Origin of the sequence: Rhodococcus sp. NPDC059234 (assembly GCF_042754225.1) — a bacterium.
Taxonomy (GTDB): Bacteria; Actinomycetota; Actinomycetes; order Mycobacteriales; family Mycobacteriaceae; genus Rhodococcus_G.
Genome location: NZ_JBHZAH010000051.1, coordinates 15744 through 32998, shown reverse-complemented (window position 1 = coordinate 32998; position 17255 = coordinate 15744). Strand labels below are relative to the sequence as shown.

Annotated in this window: 21 protein-coding genes; 13 read left to right on the top strand and 8 right to left on the bottom strand. The window is 67.1% G+C overall.

The annotated features are described in order from the left end of the window. Window positions 1-53 precede the first annotated feature (53 nt). A complete protein-coding gene (locus ACFXGJ_RS13075) occupies window positions 54-758 on the top strand; it encodes a type 1 glutamine amidotransferase (protein ID WP_378620135.1) in 705 nt (234 codons plus the stop codon). Here the strand turns inward: ACFXGJ_RS13075 and ACFXGJ_RS13070 are convergent. Then, the gene (locus ACFXGJ_RS13070; RefSeq protein WP_378620133.1) at window positions 691-1290 is read right to left on the bottom strand and encodes a helix-turn-helix domain-containing protein; all 600 of its coding nucleotides are present in this window, start codon (window positions 1288-1290) and stop codon (window positions 691-693) included. The genes ACFXGJ_RS13075 and ACFXGJ_RS13070 overlap by 68 nt on opposite strands. Window positions 1291-1382: 92 nt before the next feature. On the opposite strand from ACFXGJ_RS13070, the gene ACFXGJ_RS13065 reads away from it, so the two are divergent. Continuing rightward, a complete protein-coding gene (locus ACFXGJ_RS13065; protein ID WP_378620129.1) occupies window positions 1383-2336 on the top strand; it encodes an NAD(P)/FAD-dependent oxidoreductase in 954 nt (317 codons plus the stop codon). Here ACFXGJ_RS13065 and ACFXGJ_RS13060 read toward each other — a convergent pair. From ACFXGJ_RS13060 to ACFXGJ_RS13050, 3 genes are all read right to left on the bottom strand, one after another. Beyond that, the gene (locus ACFXGJ_RS13060; RefSeq protein WP_378620127.1) at window positions 2333-3943 is read right to left on the bottom strand and encodes an acyl-CoA synthetase; all 1611 of its coding nucleotides are present in this window, start codon (window positions 3941-3943) and stop codon (window positions 2333-2335) included. The genes ACFXGJ_RS13065 and ACFXGJ_RS13060 overlap by 4 nt on opposite strands. A 99-nt stretch (window positions 3944-4042) precedes the next feature. Continuing rightward, window positions 4043-4312: a hypothetical protein gene (locus tag ACFXGJ_RS13055; protein ID WP_378620124.1), complete on the bottom strand. Its 270-nt coding sequence runs from the start codon at window positions 4310-4312 to the stop codon at window positions 4043-4045. Window positions 4313-4392: 80 nt separating this feature from the next. Continuing rightward, entirely contained in the window at window positions 4393-5250 is an 858-nt protein-coding gene (locus ACFXGJ_RS13050; RefSeq protein WP_378620121.1) for a tyrosine-protein phosphatase, read from the bottom strand. A gap of 651 nt (window positions 5251-5901) precedes the next feature. Here ACFXGJ_RS13050 and ACFXGJ_RS13045 point away from each other — a divergent pair. Both ACFXGJ_RS13045 and ACFXGJ_RS13040 read left to right on the top strand, forming a co-directional pair. Then, window positions 5902-6039 carry a hypothetical protein gene (locus tag ACFXGJ_RS13045; RefSeq protein ID WP_378620119.1) on the top strand — a complete coding sequence of 46 codons (138 nt, stop codon included), beginning with the start codon at window positions 5902-5904 and terminating at the stop codon, window positions 6037-6039. Between the two features lie 143 nt (window positions 6040-6182). After that, on the top strand, window positions 6183-6635 hold the full coding sequence (locus ACFXGJ_RS13040) for a hypothetical protein (protein WP_378620116.1): 453 nt from the start codon (window positions 6183-6185) through the stop codon (window positions 6633-6635). On the opposite strand, the gene ACFXGJ_RS13035 is transcribed toward ACFXGJ_RS13040, so the two are convergent. Next, entirely contained in the window at window positions 6632-6847 is a 216-nt protein-coding gene (locus tag ACFXGJ_RS13035; protein ID WP_378620112.1) for a hypothetical protein, read from the bottom strand. The two genes, ACFXGJ_RS13040 and ACFXGJ_RS13035, sit on opposite strands and share 4 nt — an antisense overlap. Window positions 6848-7517: 670 nt before the next feature. Here ACFXGJ_RS13035 and ACFXGJ_RS13030 point away from each other — a divergent pair. Beyond that, on the top strand, window positions 7518-7736 hold the full coding sequence (locus ACFXGJ_RS13030; RefSeq protein ID WP_378620110.1) for a hypothetical protein: 219 nt from the start codon (window positions 7518-7520) through the stop codon (window positions 7734-7736). A 52-nt stretch (window positions 7737-7788) separates the two neighbouring features. Beyond that, window positions 7789-8010, top strand: a complete 222-nt coding sequence (locus tag ACFXGJ_RS13025) for a hypothetical protein (protein ID WP_378620108.1) — start codon at window positions 7789-7791, stop codon at window positions 8008-8010. Between the two features lie 520 nt (window positions 8011-8530). On the opposite strand, the gene ACFXGJ_RS13020 is transcribed toward ACFXGJ_RS13025, so the two are convergent. After that, window positions 8531-8740: a hypothetical protein gene (locus ACFXGJ_RS13020; protein WP_378620105.1), complete on the bottom strand. Its 210-nt coding sequence runs from the start codon at window positions 8738-8740 to the stop codon at window positions 8531-8533. Window positions 8741-8870: 130 nt separating this feature from the next. Between ACFXGJ_RS13020 and ACFXGJ_RS13015 the strand changes: the two genes are divergently transcribed. The 5 genes from ACFXGJ_RS13015 (at window position 8871) to ACFXGJ_RS12995 (ending at window position 12740) form a co-directional block, all read left to right on the top strand. Continuing rightward, window positions 8871-9458 carry an SMI1/KNR4 family protein gene (locus tag ACFXGJ_RS13015; protein WP_378620103.1) on the top strand — a complete coding sequence of 196 codons (588 nt, stop codon included), beginning with the start codon at window positions 8871-8873 and terminating at the stop codon, window positions 9456-9458. A gap of 145 nt (window positions 9459-9603) precedes the next feature. Further along, on the top strand, window positions 9604-9753 hold the full coding sequence (locus ACFXGJ_RS13010; protein ID WP_378620100.1) for a hypothetical protein: 150 nt from the start codon (window positions 9604-9606) through the stop codon (window positions 9751-9753). A gap of 837 nt (window positions 9754-10590) precedes the next feature. Then, window positions 10591-11514 carry a hypothetical protein gene (locus ACFXGJ_RS13005; RefSeq protein WP_378620097.1) on the top strand — a complete coding sequence of 308 codons (924 nt, stop codon included), beginning with the start codon at window positions 10591-10593 and terminating at the stop codon, window positions 11512-11514. 139 nt (window positions 11515-11653) lie between these two features. Further along, window positions 11654-11812, top strand: a complete 159-nt coding sequence (locus tag ACFXGJ_RS13000; protein WP_378620094.1) for a hypothetical protein — start codon at window positions 11654-11656, stop codon at window positions 11810-11812. Window positions 11813-12359: 547 nt separating this feature from the next. Beyond that, entirely contained in the window at window positions 12360-12740 is a 381-nt protein-coding gene (locus ACFXGJ_RS12995) for a tyrosine-type recombinase/integrase (RefSeq protein ID WP_378620091.1), read from the top strand. Here the strand turns inward: ACFXGJ_RS12995 and ACFXGJ_RS12990 are convergent. Beyond that, entirely contained in the window at window positions 12733-13938 is a 1206-nt protein-coding gene (locus ACFXGJ_RS12990) for an acyl-CoA dehydrogenase family protein (protein ID WP_378620087.1), read from the bottom strand. The two genes, ACFXGJ_RS12995 and ACFXGJ_RS12990, sit on opposite strands and share 8 nt — an antisense overlap. A 29-nt stretch (window positions 13939-13967) precedes the next feature. Further along, the gene (locus ACFXGJ_RS12985) at window positions 13968-15377 is read right to left on the bottom strand and encodes an acyl-CoA dehydrogenase family protein (protein WP_378620084.1); all 1410 of its coding nucleotides are present in this window, start codon (window positions 15375-15377) and stop codon (window positions 13968-13970) included. A gap of 112 nt (window positions 15378-15489) precedes the next feature. Here ACFXGJ_RS12985 and ACFXGJ_RS12980 point away from each other — a divergent pair, with 112 nt between their 5' ends. Beyond that, window positions 15490-16425, top strand: coding sequence for an amidohydrolase family protein (locus ACFXGJ_RS12980; RefSeq protein WP_378620081.1), 936 nt, complete (start codon window positions 15490-15492; stop codon window positions 16423-16425). A gap of 1 nt (window position 16426) precedes the next feature. Next, the gene (locus ACFXGJ_RS12975; protein WP_378620078.1) at window positions 16427-17254 is read left to right on the top strand and encodes a mycofactocin-coupled SDR family oxidoreductase; all 828 of its coding nucleotides are present in this window, start codon (window positions 16427-16429) and stop codon (window positions 17252-17254) included. Window position 17255: the final 1 nt, after the last annotated feature.

Here is a 17255-nt window from a genome sequence, read left to right as displayed (position 1 = left end):
CCGGTACCCAGGTACCGGGTCCTTCGTCGTTTTCGGCGTGTCAGGATGGCGGCATGAGCCGAACCTGGTGGGTGATCAAGCATGTCGCTTTCGAGGGTCCCGCACTGATCGGGACCATGTTGGACGCCAAGGGGATTCGGTACGAGGTCCGCGAGCCGTTCGAAGGCGACCCGCTGCCGTCGCCGCCTCAGTGCGTCGGGCTCGTGGTGATGGGCGGGCCGATGAATGCGATGGACGACGCCGCGCACCCGCACCTGGCCGCCGAACGGGCACTGATCCGCGGCTGTGTGGAGCGTGGGGTCCCGGTACTCGCGGTGTGCCTCGGTGCGCAGCTGCTCGCGGCCGCGCTCGGCGGACGCGTGTACGAAGGCCCCGCAGGCGAATTCGGCGCCGGACGGGTCGCCGTGACCGAGGCCGGGCGGGCGGACCCGGTGGTGGGCGGACTCGGCGTCGCACTGCCGGTCGTGCACTGGCACGGCGACACCTTCGACCTGCCGGACGGCGCGGTCCTGCTCGCCGGCAGCGACGCGTACGCGCATCAGGCCTTTCGATTCGGCGACAGCGCCTACGGCCTGCAGTTCCACGTCGAGCTGACCGTCGACGAACTTCCCGTGCTGCGCGCGCACATGCCGCCGGGCACCGTGCCGGACGTGGACCACCTCGCCCGAGTCGAGGAGGTGGGCCGGACGGTCATCGGTGCCTTCCTCGAGCTGTCGTCCGGACGTGAGCGCGTTCACCCTGAGGCCCGAAGAGGCTGACGATCTCGGTCGGTTCGTCGGACGGATTGCCGAACCAGTGCGGGACATGGGTGTCGAACTCCGCGACCTCGCCGGGGGTGAGGACGACGTCGTGCTCGCCGAGCAGCAGCCGAAGCCGACCGGACAGCACGTAGAGCCACTCGTACCCGTCGTGCACCTGCCGTCGCGGCTCGCCGCGCGGCCAGTGCGGGGGATAGACCTGCTTGTAGGCCTGGAGGCCGCCGGGGCGCCGGGTCAGGGGGATGATCGTGACCCCGTTGCGGATCACGGGGCGTTGGTGGATGCGTGGGTCGCCGGTCTCGGGGGCGCCGACCAATTCGTCCAGGGGCAGCTGGTGGGCGCGGGCGAGCAGGAGCAGGAGTTCGAGGGTGGGTCGGCGCCTGCCGGATTCGAGCCGGGACAGGGTGCTCACCGAGATGCCGGTCGACTCGGACAGCTGAGCCAGCGTCGCGCCGCGTTGTCGGCGGACCTCGCGAAGCCTCGGGCCGACGGCATCGAGCACCTCGTCGAGGCCGGACTCGTCGGGGGTCATGCCACAGTTTGCCGTTTCGGCAACGGTTCTTGTCAAGCGCGGTGACGAACGGGGACAGTCGACGGGAGACGACACGAGCGAGGGGAGAACCGGTGAACGAGAAGTACGACGTGGTTGTGGTCGGTGGCGGTGCGGCCGGGCTCAGTGGGGCCCTGACGTTGGCCAGGGCCCGACGGTCGGTGCTGGTGGTCGACGCCGGCGATCCGCGCAACGCGCCGGCCGGGCACGTGCACAACTACCTGGCACGAGAGGGCACGCCGCCGGGCGAGCTGCTAGCCGCAGGCCGGTCCGAGGTGACCGGCTACGGCGGTGAGATCGAGTCCGGTCGGGTCGCCTCGGCTCAGCGGGCCGGCACGGACGGATTCCGGGTGGTTCTCGACGACGGCCGGTCGGTGCTCGCGCGTCGACTGCTGGTCACCACCGGGCTGGTCGACGAACTGCCCGAGATCCCCGGGGTGGCGCAGCGGTGGGGCCGGGACGTGCTGCACTGCCCGTACTGCCACGGCTGGGAGGCGCGCGATCAGGCGATCGGGATCCTGGCTACCGGCCCGCTGGCGGTCCACCAGGCGCAGATGTGGCGGCAGTGGAGCGCGGACATGACCCTGTTCCTGCACACCGCGCCCGCGCCGACGGCGCTGGAGCTCGAGCAGTTGACGGCGCGTGGCGTCGCCGTGGTGGACGGGGAGGTCGCCGGGCTCGAGGTTCGCGGCGATCGGCTGGCCGGCGTGCGGATGACGTCCGGTGAGATCGTCCCGCGCGAGGCCGTGGTGGTCCCGCCCCGGTTCACCGCCCGCGCCGACGTGCTGGCGAGCCTGGGGATCGAACCGGGCGAGCAGGAGATGGGCGGGCACGTGATCGGCAGCTACGTCGCCGCCGACCCGACCGGCGCCACGGCCGTTCCCGGCGTCTGGGTGGCCGGTAACGTCGCCGACCCGCGAGCCCAGGTGATCGTCGCGGCCGCCGCGGGCCTGAACGCCGCGGCGGCGATCAACGCGAGCCTGATCGAGGAGGAGATCGAGTCGGCGACGAAGGTTGCGGTGCGCTAGTCCATCTCGTAAAGGTTGCGGCGCAACAGCTTTCCGGTCGCGTTGCGGGGGAGCTCCTCGAGGAAGACGATCTCGCGGGGCACCTTGTACCGGGCGAGATGCTCCTTGACGTGGGACTTGAGCGCCTGCACGTCACGGTCGGAGTCGGAGGAGGGGACGACGAAAGCCTTGAGCCGGTGGCCGAATTCGGCGTCCTCGACCCCGATCACGGCAGCCTCCACCACGTCCGGGCGGTCGGCGAGCAGGTTCTCCACCTCCAACGGATAGACGTTCTCGCCGCCCGAGACGATCATGTCGTCGTCGCGGCCGTCGACGAACAGCAGGCCGTTGCGGTCGAAGTGCCCGACGTCACCGGTCGAGAGAAGTCCGTCGATCCGCTCCTTGTCGCGGCCGTCGGTGTACCCGTTGAAGCTCAGCCCGCTGGAGACGAAGATCCGGCCGACGACGCCGGGTTCGGTGACCCGGGTGCCCGCGTCGTCGAAGAGTTCGACGTGGCAGGTGACCGGCGCGCGGCCTGCGGTGCCGGGCGCCAGGGCCAGATCCGCCGGGGTCGCGACGGTCGCGACGGCGACCTCGGTGGAGCCGTACAGGTTGTGCAGCACGGGCCCGAAGGACTCGGTGGTGCGGTTGGACAGGTCCGGCGAGATGGCCGATCCGGCCGCGAAGATCACCTTGAGGTTGGTGGTGTCGTAGCGGGTCAGGACCTGCGGGCCGAGATCGATGATGCGCTGCAGCATGGTGGGCACGACCACGAGGACGTCGGCCCGGTTCTCGGCGACCAGTGCGATTGCCTGTTCGGGGTCGAACCTGCGTTGCATGACGACGGTCTGGCCGAGGGCGAGGGCGAGGGCGAACTGGGACAGTCCGGTGCCGTGGAATGCGGGCGCGGACATCACCATCGTCTGTCCCGGACGCAGCGGGACCCGGTCGAGAAACTGGGCCGAGGCGAGCGGAGACGTGTGCTCGCGCGGGGCGCCCTTGGGAGTGCCGGTGGTGCCACTGGTCAGCAGCACGAAGCTGCCGTGGACCGGTGGGGGCGAGAGGGTGTCGGTGCTTCGGCCCGCGACCAGGTCGTCGATGGAGGTCGCACGGCCCGTGTCCTCACCCCAGGAGAGGAACAGTCGCACGTCGGACGGCAGTGCCGTGGCCACCGCCTCGAACTCCTCGTCGTAGACGAACGCTCGAACCTGTTCGCGCGCAGCGACATCCACGAGTTGCGGGGCCGCGAAGCCGGTGTTCATCAGTACCAGCTTGGTGCCGAGCTTCGCCGCGGCGAGCATGGCGAGTACCAGGCCGCGGTGGTTGCGGCACATTGCGCCCATCACGGAGCCCGGGGTGATGCCCTCGGCCGACCATGCCCGGACCAAGGCATTGGACTGCTGCTCGAGGTCGAGATAGGTGAGCTGCCCGCGCTCGTCGATCACGGCGACCGCGTCCAGTCCGTGCACGGCGTGGGCGTGGATCGGTCCCGCGAAGGGGCCGAACTTGCCGACCGCGAGGATCGAGGTGATGCCGCGATCGAGGCGGGGGAAGGGGACGAGTCCCGACCGGACCATCACCCGGGCCGCGCCGAGTGTGTCGATCACCTTGGTCACTACACCTGGCATCGCTCTCCCCCTGGGAAACGGATCCGGTACACCCCCGAGCCTAGTGGCGGGTGGCCGGATGCCGCCGCGCTTTGGACGAGCGTCGGCCGCCCGAGTCGACTACCGCGCGGTGTCGATGTTCGCGTAGCGGCGGATGGCAGACCGGAGCACGACCTCGATCTCGTCCCCGCCGAGTTCCGCCGGCGCGGTGACCACGTTCAGTTCCGGGCACCAGAGGATCCGTGAGTCGACGGCGCTCGCGGCGCGACTGAGCCCAGCGCCCCACTCGGGCAGGGCCTCGTGCAGGTCGACACACGGATCCCAGGCGAGGATCCACTCCTCGAGCCGGTCCCATCTGAGGTCGTCGGCGTCGACGCTCACGCACAGCATCGAGCCAGTATCGCGCTGCAAGCTGAAGGAATGCTGAGGGTTTCTCGAGCGCTGCGGACGACTTGCCGATCGTGACCGCGCTACCCGCCTGCCGGGATCAGTTCATCGGGCTGCATCGTGACCGGGTCGACCGCGTCGCGTAGCTGTGTGCGCACGCTGTCGATTTCGGCGTCGGACAACCCACCTGCACGCAGGTATCCAGCTGCGCCGCCGTGCACCCGATCAAGCCAGTCCATGACTGTCTCGATCGCATCGACCGGCGACTCCGTTGCCAGGGCGCGAAGTCTCGGCACGGCAGGAATGCCCAAGGACGTGATGAGACCGAGCAACTGCTCGGCGAACGGGCCCGCCAGGTTCTCTCCCGTACGCGTGTAGTCCTCGACGATCGCCTGCCGTTCGACATCGGCGAGCATCAGCAGCATCGCCGAAATCAACCCGGTCCGGTCCTTTCCTGCAGTGCAGTGGAAAAGCACCCCCGGACGAGACCCGTCCGCAGGAGTGACGATGCTCCTCGCTGCGGTTGCGAACGCGGCAGCACTGTTCTCGAGAATCGTCAGGTAAAGATCACTCAACATCGGAACCTGATCGACGATGTTCTGAATCTGATCGTCAGTCAGCGATCTACTGCGGCCATCGGAGGGAAGCAGCTGCTGCACGAGCTCGTCCATGGCCCCACCCTGAACGGGCAGCGAGACGAACCGGACGGAACCATCCGCAGGAAGCACATCCGGTGCCCGGCGCCGCTCGCCCTCGGTCCGCAGATCCACGACCGTACCGATCCCCAACGACACCAACTGCTCAACTCCCATCGGAGTGAGCGAACTCAACGCGTCGGAGCGATACAGCACCCCCGCGCGCACCGCACCGCCACCCACGAGTGGCAGCCCCGCAAGACTGCGGGCGTTGTGAGTTACCTCGAGCATCGGGGACAGATCCATCCGAACTACTCCTCACTCGACGTCAAGTGAACCTCGATGAGCCGACAACGATGCAAATCGTACGGGGAAGGAGTGCAGTGCGGGTGAAAGCCCGACCACATGGTCGGGCAGGGGCGATGGCCTGTTCTCGGCCCGCGAACACGAATCTGCCCCCGCGGCGCGTGGCGGCGGGGACGGACTCGAATGCGGAACTCGTTCCAGCGCAGTCTATTTGAGCACTGCAGACGAATTGCCGGGCAGGCGGCGCGCGCTGATCAGCTGCTGGATCTGCTGGGTGCCTTCGAAGATGTCGAGAATCTTCTCGAGACATGTCGGCAAGCTGCGGATTGATATATGAGCTGGTCACGGCGTTTTCGTGTGTCTCACACGTCGCACTGGAAGGCAGGCTTCTGCCCCTGATGCGGGACCAGTGCAGGACAGGGCAACTGCTTACCGGTCGTGTGCTCGCGCTCGAATTCCTCATCTGCGCGATGGTGTATCCGTGACCGCTGGCCGGTATACCTCGAGCAGCAGCAAGCCTGGGTCGTACGGCGCCGCGGTCGACATCTGCGATCCGGCAGTCGCATCGGCCGACGATCTGCGCGCAACCGCGACTGCGTACGCGAGGCACTCGAGGCGTCGCCGATCGCCAGCCAGATCGACGCGGTGTGGGTGGCGAGCTACCAGGTCGACGGCAGCAAGGTGGTGAACGAGGTCAAGGTGAAGGACCCCGACTTCCAGATGCACCTGTGGAACGGCATGCCTTCGGCTGATGCTGAGCAGTCGCGCTGGGAGGTGATCTCAGGCTAGGGCGTGTCTCCTGAAGTCGGAGTGTTCACACGCATCGCCTTCTGATCGTGCTCATAGACGCGCTTGTCGCCGAGCTCTGCATGCTCTTCTCGGATACGCCCGCTTCTCGGAGAGGCGGACGTATCGGCCCCTATCCTGTGGGCATGTTCGAGTTCGTTCTCTGGGGCTCCACTGGGCTCATCGTGGCGGGGCTCCTCGCATTCTGGTGGCGTCAAGATGCCCGGGAACGCAAGGAGACCGAGCTCGTCAAGCGGTGGGCCAACGCGACGATCTGGATCAGCGATCCATCGGCGAAGATCGTGGTGATATCTCGAACAGTCGAGGATGTCGCCTCGCTCAGCGACGGCGTCGTGGAGATCGAAGCGGTCGTAACCTCAGGCTCGCCAGTAGGCGCGGAAGCGGGATGGTATCTCCTCATCACGGGTTGGACGGACGCTCGAGACCGCGCGAAACGAGGCGAACCCATCGCGTTTGGGCCCGCTGAGATCCTCGACTCGTTCCCACCCCACACGCCTGAGCTCGTGGATCGACTGAGGGGTCGAGGGGATCGACCTCCTCGCCTCGCGAGTCGACTGCTCGGGGTCAGGGGACTCTAGGGCGAGTCTCCTACTGCGTTGAGCCAGAGCACGATGGCTCGGAGGACGGGTCCGCCGCGGTATGTGAGGGCGAGGGTGTCGTAGCGGGTGGCGAGCCCGCACCATCGCGTGGTCTCGTTGAAACCGCGCTCGATGACGTTGCGGCCCTTGTAGTCATCGGCGTCGTAGGTGACGGAGCGGCCGCCTCGGGACCCGCGTTGCCTGCGGCGCACCTGCTGGTCAAGGGGCTTTGGGATGGCGAAGATTCCTCGGGAGCGCAAATGGTGACGGATCGCGCGGGAAGAGTAGGCAATGTCGCCAGCACGCGATCGGGGCCCGAGCGCGGCCGGCCGGGACCTCCCCACACGACCGACATTCAGGAGACACGCCCTAGTCGCTCGACCATCGCCCGCCTGGACCAACCGGCCCGCTGCAGGGCGGCGTGAAGATCACGGCGCCGCATTCGCGGCATTCGTGTGTCCGATGTCCGAGGCGCGGCGAACAGGGGCATGCACGCCACCCGACGAGCACCCGCCGCGGCCCGAGCCTGTGGCCGTTGGGACAGCGTGTCGGGGACGGTTCGACGAGCTGGGCCATGCATCAAGCCTAGTCCGATTCGCACACTCGTTCGATAATCGCTAACGTTGCCACCGCGGGCCGGTGGAGCGGCCAGCTCGGGAAGCACCGGCCCGCACCGCATCAGCAAACAGTCAGGGTCCGTCGAGTGTCTCGTCGAAATGCAATGACATCAATGGATAAGAGCGGAGACCCTACGGTTTGGTACGCGCGAGTAACTCACTGGCTAAGTTAGTGTCTAACGCTGCGTCGCCCCTCCAGTGACGCAGGCCCCGCGAGCCTTGCCCTCGCTTGCGCTGGCGGGGCCACCACACCGAAGGAGGATCGATGAGGATTCCGCTATGGATCGGCGGCCCTGCCCTGGTTGCGCTGGCAACTGTCGATGCGGCGCTGATGATCCCGGTTCGGTCGGTGGGCTCACTGACGAGGGCCGTGATCCGCGGAATGGGAACTGAGATTCTCGAGCCGTGGCCAATCGACGTGGCCGCCGTGAGCAGAACGCAACCCTTCGATGTGGCCGACAATGCAGTGGCAGAAGCAAGGTAGTGGTCGTATCCCCACCGTTCGTCCCGTTGACCCCGCCTTCCGCTGGGACACGATGGCGCCGTGGATTCTGGCGTGGGAAACGTCCGACGATCCCGATGATGCCGTGCTCGACTGGTGGAACGACGGCCTCGAAGCCCTTGCGACCCAGATCGACTCCAGCGTGATCTGGTGCCCGCGTACCAGCACCGTCACAGCGCCCGCGGAGTACACCGACGAGGACGTCACTGCGTTCCTGTGGCTGTGCACCGCCGAGTACGCGGGTATCAACGGCTGAACCCTTCGATCAACCAGGGGCCGGCCACTGACCGGGAGGACTTCCTGCGCGCCAGAGGCTTTGCCGCCGGTTCGGGAAGCGCCGACCAGCACCATTGAGGGGATCCGTCGTGAAACCCGTTGCGAAAGGGGCTCTATTACGTTTCAGGAGGATTCGCCAGATCCCGGCACGTCGTACAGCGGGAACCACCCAATGATCGTCGCGACGAAAGGGCCTACCGGCATGGGGTCGTGGGCGCGAACGAACTCCATCGCCTTGTCGCAGAGCCGCTCGTGAGTCGTCGGGTTGGGGTAGATGCTCGACGCGCGGACGAAATTGTGGACCTTGTCGTCGTTGTTACACATCCCGGCGTCTGGCTAGTCGAACACCTGCGGGCCGGCCGGGGCGCCCAGGCGTCGAGCAGAACCGGGGACTGTGAACCCCTCCCATTGTCGGCCAGATGCACGACAAGTTTCGCCCGCGCGAACCGTCACTGGTCATCTCGGCGCTGTCACTGCATCTACCAAGGGCTCCTCGCGTCTCAGATGTAGTTACCGGCAGACGCCTCAGATTGATCGCTCGATTTGTGGAGTCGAATCCATGCCCCTGGTGCATAGATCAGCTCCTCGTTCGGACGGGTAACGATTAGTGCACCACTGTCGTGGATGGTGAAGTCGTCGTCATCGCCATAGCGGTCTTCAATCGTCCCGCCTGCTGCCGTCTCGGCTCGGAAGGTCACAGTGAATGCCATCGCCACATTCTCCTGGATTCGCCGCCGATGTGGAGGTGTACAGACATGCAGATCGGTAGGAACGCTGTTGGGGGCTGGCAGCATGAGCGTTTCGCCGAGAATCGGCACGGCCACCAGTAGCTTCGGGGCCATGAGTGTCGAAGCGAACTGGGCGCGGATCATCAGATGGTGCGAACAGCACGCCCCGAAGACGCCAACTAGGTTGCTTCCGCCGGCCGACTTAGGGGCCGTGCGCTCGGCCGAAGCGGCGACGGCCGAGACCTGGCCTGAGCAGTTGTTCCAGTGGTTCGCGTTGCATGACGGCGGCTACCGCGAATACCCGATCCCGCTGGTTCTTCCCAGCAACGAGCCGCTTTCCGTTGCCGATGCCGTCGAGACCCGCCACCGACTGACCCGCTCATGGGAGGACGAAGCAGAAGATCTCGGTGGTACCGAGGCCCTGATGGCAGAACCGGCGGGAAGCGAGACCGAGATCTACCTGCCTGCCTTCATCCCGATCGGCGACACCGGCGCCGGTGACTACCTTGCGGTCGACACCCGCGGTGGAGACCGCAGTGGGTGCGTCATCGAGTTCTTCAACGAGGGGGGTGCAACCTTCCGGTGGGCCTCAATCGAGGCCATGCTCGACTGCACCGCTTCGGCACTCGAGCACGGAACGGACTGCGTTGGGTGGGTCGCCCTCGTCGAGGACGGGGTGCTCCGTTGGGACTTTGCGTGACAACGCGAAGATGACGCCTCAGGTCAGTCAGACAGTTGAACTCCACACCGAAACTGGTGGTCATCGCGCAAGGTTCTCCAAAGCCTTTTGGCGACTGGATGTTTCAGGCACGCGTTTGATCACACAACCATGGAAGGAGCCACCCATGACGAAGCAGGACAAGGCCAGCGTGACCGTGTTCGCCATTGCCGCTGCCGCCCTAGCCGTCACCCGGCAGCCATTGCCGTACTGGGCACTCGTAGGCGCTGCCGCAGTAGCAACTGCTGCCGTTGCTGCCTGGGCGCGGCATGCCTGAACGATTCTTGTCGATTACGGAGGTCGCCGAGCGGCTTGGGATCGACCGCTCAGCCGCCAGCCACTACAAGCTCCCGGAGCCGGATGCTTGGATCGGCAAGACTCGCGGCTGGCGCGCCACGACGATTGACGGTTGGAACGCGAACCGGCCCGGCCGTGGCGCGAGAACGGACCTGGCATGACGGAGTTCGACTCGCCCGTAAATGAGGACCAGTCCGGCTGAGTTCGGTTTCCCGATGGACTACTCGCGTACCGCTATGCGGGAAGCGATGAGCTGATCGTCCCCGAAGTGGGTCAACCGAACGGCGGACAGCAGTAACGCAATCCACACTGCATCCGACTTCTATCGCGAGCCGTCCCAGCCCCCGACTTGGGGCGGCCGCAGAACGCCCCGCTGGCCACTGACCGGCGGGCGTTCTCGCGCGCTTGTGGTGACGATGCCACCCACGTCGCCGAGCGGCGACCGCCGGCCACTCCTGAGCTTGATGGTTACTCGCGAGTAGTTGATTTCCAAATTCGGCATCACGGCACTCACGAGCTCTTCAGGAATCTGAAGTAGAAGGCCGTGAATACCAGGACGATTCCTACATTCGCCGCCAGCCGGGCCCAGAAACGGTCCCTGAAAAACAAGATGTCCACCGCGATCACTGTGGCTACAAGTGCGACCACGTAGAGCACTGCGACTGTTTGCCTTCCCATCTCGCATTTCTACACGTCGACCCATGGATCTGGCGGAACCTCAAGGCCATTCGGTCGACTCGTGTTCTGCTCGAGGCCGCACAGTTGCCGGCAGCAATAGGCAACGCCCGTGACCGCCCGTTCTCGATACAGTGATCGAATGCTCATTTCCGCCGATGTGATCGACGTCCTGGACCCGATGTCGGGTCTCGTTTTTGCTGGCAAGACGGTCGGACGTCTGACTTTCGCGCTGTGGCGAGACGGCGCAGTGCGTCTTCTCGACGACAGACTCGCCGAGACCTCGCAGCGAGAGCTCCCTCTGGAGGATGACGTCCGCGTCCTTGCGGCTTCCAGTCTCGATCTGCTCATACTCGCCTCCGCCGGCGGGCTCGTCATCGCCGGAGAGCAAGTGGTCACGGCGCCCGGAATAGCCGCCGACGCGGCTGCGCTCCTGGGCGGTCTACTCGTCGTCGCCGTCCCCGACGGCGAGAGACACCGGCTGCTCGTGCTCGATTCCGCGACCGGGACAGTCCTCGACGACCAGGCGATCGACGCCGATGGTGCTCGCGCCTACCTGCACCCTCATCCTGCCGAAGACACGGCGATTCTCGAGCTCGCCATGGGGCAGGACGGCGTTCTCGCCTTCCGCGTCGACGTCGAGGGATCGCGCCTACATCTGACCGAGATCCTCGCAGGAGAAGACCCCGTGATCGCGGGCTTCAGTCCGTCGGGGGCGAGGCTACTCGTCACCCCGTACAGCGATCCGCAGACAGTACGGATGCTGTCATGGCCGGCCCTGAAGGAGATCTCACGGCTCGACGCGAGTGACGTCGACGCCGAGTACGGTTTCGGGCTCGCCGGATGCTGGATCAACGACGACCGAGCCGCCGTGTACGCCACCGAGGACGCATTGATCGTCACCGACGAGAACCTCGACTCGTCCGAACGCATAGCGCTGCCGATCGATTTCGGCGACGAGGGTGAGATCGAGAAGCTCACGCATTTGGGTTCGGGGAACGTCGCCGTCGGCGCATGGACGCCAGCCGGTCGACTCACCCTCGTCGTGCGTCTCATCGAAGGATAGGATCCCCAATCTCAATGCGAGGGAGGGAGTTCGTTGCATCTAGTCAGAGCAACCTCGGGCTGGACGCACCACGGGCCCAGGCGCTCTCACCCCGGGTCTCCGGCCAGAATCTCGCAAGCGCACCTCACTGGGAGAAACCATGCTCGAACTACTGAAGCGCAACTACGACATCCTGGGCACCGTGTCGACTGGCGCGGTGCTGTGGGTGCTCCACGCACCCTGGCCTCTCTGGGTCGCCTGGGGCGGCGTGATTGCCTTCATCGCGCAAGACCGGATTCGGGCGAGTCGCCATGCCTGATCGGCCGGCCGTGTACTTGTCGCGCGCCGAAGTGGCCGAACGCATCGGCGTTCAGGCTGGGGCACTCAGCCGGTACAAGCTGCCGGTGCCGGATGTCGTTGTCGGGCCGGTCAACGAGGATGGCAGCCTTCCCCGTGGGACTACCCGCGGGTGGCTGCCATCCACAATCGACGAGTGGAATGCGCGCCGGCCGGGGCGGGGCGCGAGAACGGATCTGAATTAACCGAGCTCAACCCCAAACCCGACGAGGGCCAGCCCGGTTGGGTTCGGCTGCCGGATGGTTTACTCGCGTACCGCCATGCAGGCTCAACTCCTGAGTTTGGCAAGCCAGCCTCGGCGATCTTGCAGACTACAGTCATCCGATCCGATGCCGGCGAATACGGGCATGGCGACCTACTCCTTGCAGGTACCCGTCCACTGGCTATCGGCCCTCGATGAGGCCTCGAGGTTGGGGCGCCGGCTATTTGGGGCCGAGCAGGTACACGTCGCCGCGGGTGGCGAGCGTCCTGGTGTCCGCGCTGGATGCACTGACGGAGAAGTACGGACGGTGCAGGGGCGAATGTGGTCGTCGTCGACGGTGGGGAAGTCCTTCAAGGCGGTGCGCGACCGCTGCGGAATCGAATCGGAGGTCACGTGGCACAGCCTCCGGCACTTCTACGCGAGCGCGCTGATCCACTCCGGGGCGTCGGTGAAGACCGTGCAGGAGCGCCTCGGGCACGAGTCTGCCGAGACCAGGTTACAGGTCTGTGCGCACCTGTGGCCGGGGGAGGACGAGCGGACCCGCAAGGCGGTCGACTCGGCGCTGATGCGGGACCAGTGCGGGACCGATCGCGAAGTCGAGGCCTCTGAGTACGAATCCGCCCCCGCGGCGCGCGTGGCGGCGGGGGCGGACTCTAGTGCGGAACTCGTTCCAGCGCAGTCTATTTGAGCTCTGCCGACGACTTGCCGAGCAGGCGGCGCGCGATGATCAGCTGCTGGATCTGCTGGGTGCCCTCGAAGATGTCGAGAATCTTCGAGTCACGGGCCCACTTCTCGAGCAGCGGGCGCTGCGAGTAGCCGTAGCTGCCGGCCAGCTCGACGGCCTTGAGCGAGACGGCGGTGCCGGTGCGGCCGGCCTTCGCCTTGGACATCGACGCCTCGAGCGAGTTCGGCTGCTTGTTGTCCGCCATCCAGGTCGCGCGCAGCGCGAGCAGGTACGCGGCCTCCCAGTCGGCCTCGAGCTGCAGGAACTCTGCGGCCGCGGCGTGCTGGTTGTAGGCCGGGGTGTCGTAGGAGACCTCGACACCGGCCTCGCTGAGGACCTCGCGCAGTTCCTCGAGCGCGGCGCGGCCCAGGCCGACCGCCATGCCCGCGACGATCGGGCGGGTGTTGTCGAAGGTCTGCATGACCCCGCCGAAACCCTTCTCGACGTTGACCTCCGGGTCGCCGAGGATGTTGTCCTTGGGGATCCGGCAGTCCTGCAGCAGCAGCACCGCGGTGTCGGAGGCCTTGATGCCGAGCTTGTGCTCGAGCCGCGCGACGGACAGGCCCGGCGCGTCCCGGGGAACGACGAAGGACTTGATCGCTGCCCGGCCCTTGGTCTTGTCCACGGTGGCCCACACGACGACGTGGGTGGAGCGCTCGCCGGCGGTGACGAAGATCTTCTCGCCGTTGAGCACGTACTCGTCGCCGTCGAGCACCGCCGTGGTGGTGACCGCGGCCGAGTCGGAGCCGAAGCTCGGCTCGGTGATGGCCATCGACGCCCACACCTTGCCGAAGCGCTCGAGCTGCTCGTCGGTGGCGACCGCGGCGATCGCCGAGTTGCCCAGGCCCTGGTAGGGGATCGACAGGGTCAGGCCCACGTCGCCCCAGCAGGTTTCGATGACGTTCATCAGCGAGGCCATGTTGCCGCCGTTGGCGTTGCCGATGACGGACGGTGCGTCGCCGCGGCCGAGAGCGGCGCCGGAGGCTCCGGTGCCGGAGTCGTTGAGGCCCTCGACCATGGCGGCCATGGTGTCGAGCTCGACCGGGTACTCGTGCTCGGCGAGGTCGTACTTGCGCGAGGCCGGCCGCAGGATCTGCGCCGCGACCTGGTGCGCCTGGTTGGCCGAGGCCTTGAGCTTCTTGGGAAGTTCGAGATTGATCATGAAAGTCTCCTAGTGGGGCAGCAGCGGCGTCAGATGAGGACGATGCCCTCGGCAACGCCGATGGCGCGAAGGTCGCGGTACCACCGCTCGACCGGGTGCTCCTTGGTGAAGCCGTGCCCGCCGAGCAACTGGACGCCGTCGAGGCCGATCTGCATGCCCTTCTCGGAGGCCAGCTTTCGGGCCAGAGCGGACTCGCGTGCGAAGGACAGGCCCTGCTCCGCGCGGGACGCGCCGCGCAGGGTCACCAGGCGCAACCCGTCGAGCTCGATCGCGATGTTGGCGACCATGAAGGCCACCGCCTGCCGGTGGCTGATCGGCTCGCCGAACGCCTCACGCTCGTTGACGTAGGGGATCACGTAGTCCAGCACGGCCTGGCCGGTGCCGACGGCCAGCGAGGCCCAGCCGAGCCGGGCGAGGCGGACGGCGTTGGCGTAGTCGGCGGCGCGCTGGTCGGCGTCGCCGTCGCCGAGGATGGCCGACTCGGGAACCGCGACGTCGGTGAGGATCAGTCGACCCAGGCCGGCGGCGCGCAGACCCATGCTCGGGTCCGCCTCCACGACAAGGCCCTTCGCGTCGGATTCGACGATGAAGAAGGCCGGCCTGCCGTCGAGCTCGGCGGCGACGAGGAACAGTTCGGAGCTCGCCGCGGCGGGCACCAGCGACTTGACGCCGTTGAGCTTGTACCCGCTGGGGGAGCGAACGGCCTTGGTCTGCAGGGCGAACGGATCGAAGAGCGCGCGCGGCTCGTTGACCACCACCGCGGCGCCGGGGACCTGCTCGCCGGTGAACGCGGGCAGGTAGGTCTTCTGCTGGGCGTCGGTGCCCCACTGGGTCAGCGCGACCGCGACACCGCTCGGCGCCAGGATCGGCAGGGCCAGCCCCATGTCGCCGTGCGCGAGCGCCTCGGCGACCAGGGAGTTCGTCACCGCGCCGCGCTCGGAGGCGGCCCCGTCGAGCTCCTCGGGGACGTTGATCAGGGTGATGCCCAGTTCGCCGGCGCGCTTGGTGAGGTCGGCGGGCGCCGCGGTGGCCGCGTCGGCGTCGTAGGCGGCCGGGCGGAGGATCTCGGCGGCGAACTCGCGCACCGTCTCGACGATCATCTGCTGCTCGTCGGTGGGCGTGAGGTCGAAGTAGTCGGCGGTCTTCGCGGCCGCGTCCGGCAGTCGCTTCGGCTGACCGCCGCCGGACACCTTGGCGAAGGTGCGGGTGGCCGCGCCGAGGGTCTTGAACCCGGTCTTCGTGCCCTCGTAGGTGACGCGATTGATGGGCTCGCGCAGGTTGTACTTCTCAGCCAGGTCCGACCCCGTGATCCTGGTCAGCACGCGCATGGCGGCCCCCATCGCGTCCCGCTTGACCGGGTTGAGGCCGACCGCGGACGTGTCGCGGGGCTCGCGCGCGGCGCCGTTCGATTTCACAACGTCTTGCTTGCTCATGATCACCAGTTTCTCGGTGTTCGGTCGGTGGACGATCGTTATCTTACTCCGGAGTAAGAAGTGAAGTCGAGCGTTCCAGGCAAGTGACGAGGGTCACCCCCGGATTTCCGGTCAGCGGGTGGCGATCTTGGTCCTCGGCGCCGAACGCGGCATCCTCGGCAGGATGGCGGACACAACGGGAACCACGATCATCGACCCGCACGTGCATCACTGGCTTCCGTCCGACCGGCGGTGGTATCCGCTGATGCAGGAGCCGGACGAGACCAACCCCTCGACCCTGGGCGACCTACGGCGGATGGCGCACGACTACACCGAGGTCGACTACCGCGCCGACACCGCCGGCTACGACATCCGGGCGATCGTGCACGTCTCCGCGACCAGCAGGCCCGGCGCGCACCTCGACGAACTGGCGTGGCTCGACGAGCTCGCCGCGACGGGCGGCTGGCCGGCCGCGGCGATCGGCACCGTCGACCCCGGCCGCGACTGGCCGAGCATGGAGGCCGACCTCGACGCGCAGCGCCGCAGCCCGCTTTTCCGCGGTGTCCGGGTGCTGCGCGGGCTGGGGCCGGAGGACGAGTCGGTCACACCGCTGCTCGACTACCTGAGGCGGCACTCGCTGGTCTTCGACCTCGTCGCGCACCCGCACTCGATGCCCGGCTGGTCGGCTGCGCTGGAAGGCTACGAGGACCTGACCGTCGTGCTCGAGCACGCCGGATGGCCCATCGTGGCAACCGATTTCGACGAGTGGTCGGCGGCACTGGGATCGCTGGGACGGCGGCCGAACGTGCACTGCAAGATCTCCGGGCTGGGCATGACCCTGCACACCCTCGACGCCGCGGTGCAGCGGCCGTGGGTGCACCGGTGCCTCGAGGTGTTCGGACCGCAGCGTGCCATGTTCGCGAGCAACTTCCCGGTGGACCGCATGTACGGCGAGTTCGATCGGCTCTACGACGGATACTTCGCGGCGGCGGACCAGTTCGCGGCCGGCGAGCGATCGGCACTGTTCGCGACCACCGCGCGCAGGATCTACGGACTGAACGAGGAGGAGAGCTGACATGGGCATGCTGGACGGACGGGTCGCCGTGGTCACGGGCGCCGCGCGTGGGCAGGGGCGGGCCCACGCGGTCGCGCTGGCCGCGGAGGGCGCCACGGTGGTGTTGGCCGACATCGTCGACCAGATCGCCACCGTGCCGTACCCGTTGAGCACCCGCGCGGATCTCGACGAGGCCGTTGCCGAGATCTGCGCGGCCGGCGGTTCGGCGATCGCAGTCGAAACCGACGTCCGGAGTTCGGAGTCCGTCCGTGAGCTGTTCGATCAGGTGGACGCACGCTTCGGCCGCCTCGACGTGCTGGTCGCGAACGCGGGCATCTGCGCGTTCTCCGAGGTCGACGCGATCTCGGACGAGATGTGGTCGGACATGATCGAGACCAACCTCGCCGGTGGCTTCCGCTGCATTCGGGCCGCGGTACCGCTGATGAAGCGCGGTGGATTCGGGCGGATCGTGGCGATCTCCTCGGGTGCGGGGCGCGGCGGCATGCGCAATCTCGGTCACTACAGCGCGTCCAAGTGGGGTCTGATCGGGCTGGTCAAGACGGTCGCCCTCGAGGTGGCGACGGCAGGCATCACCGCCAACGTGGTGTGCCCGACCACGGTCGCGACGCCGATGGTGCTGAACGAGAGCACATTTCGCATCTTCTGCCCCGAGCTCGAACATCCGACGCTCGAGGACGCCCTGCCCCGGTTCGCCGGACTGTCACCGATGCGGGTTCCGTGGGTCGAGCCGGAGGAGGTCACGCGCGCGGTGATGTACTTCGTCGGCGCGGCACACACGAGCGGTGCCGTCCTCGAGGTCGACCTGGGCAGCAGCGCGAACCGGACCTGAA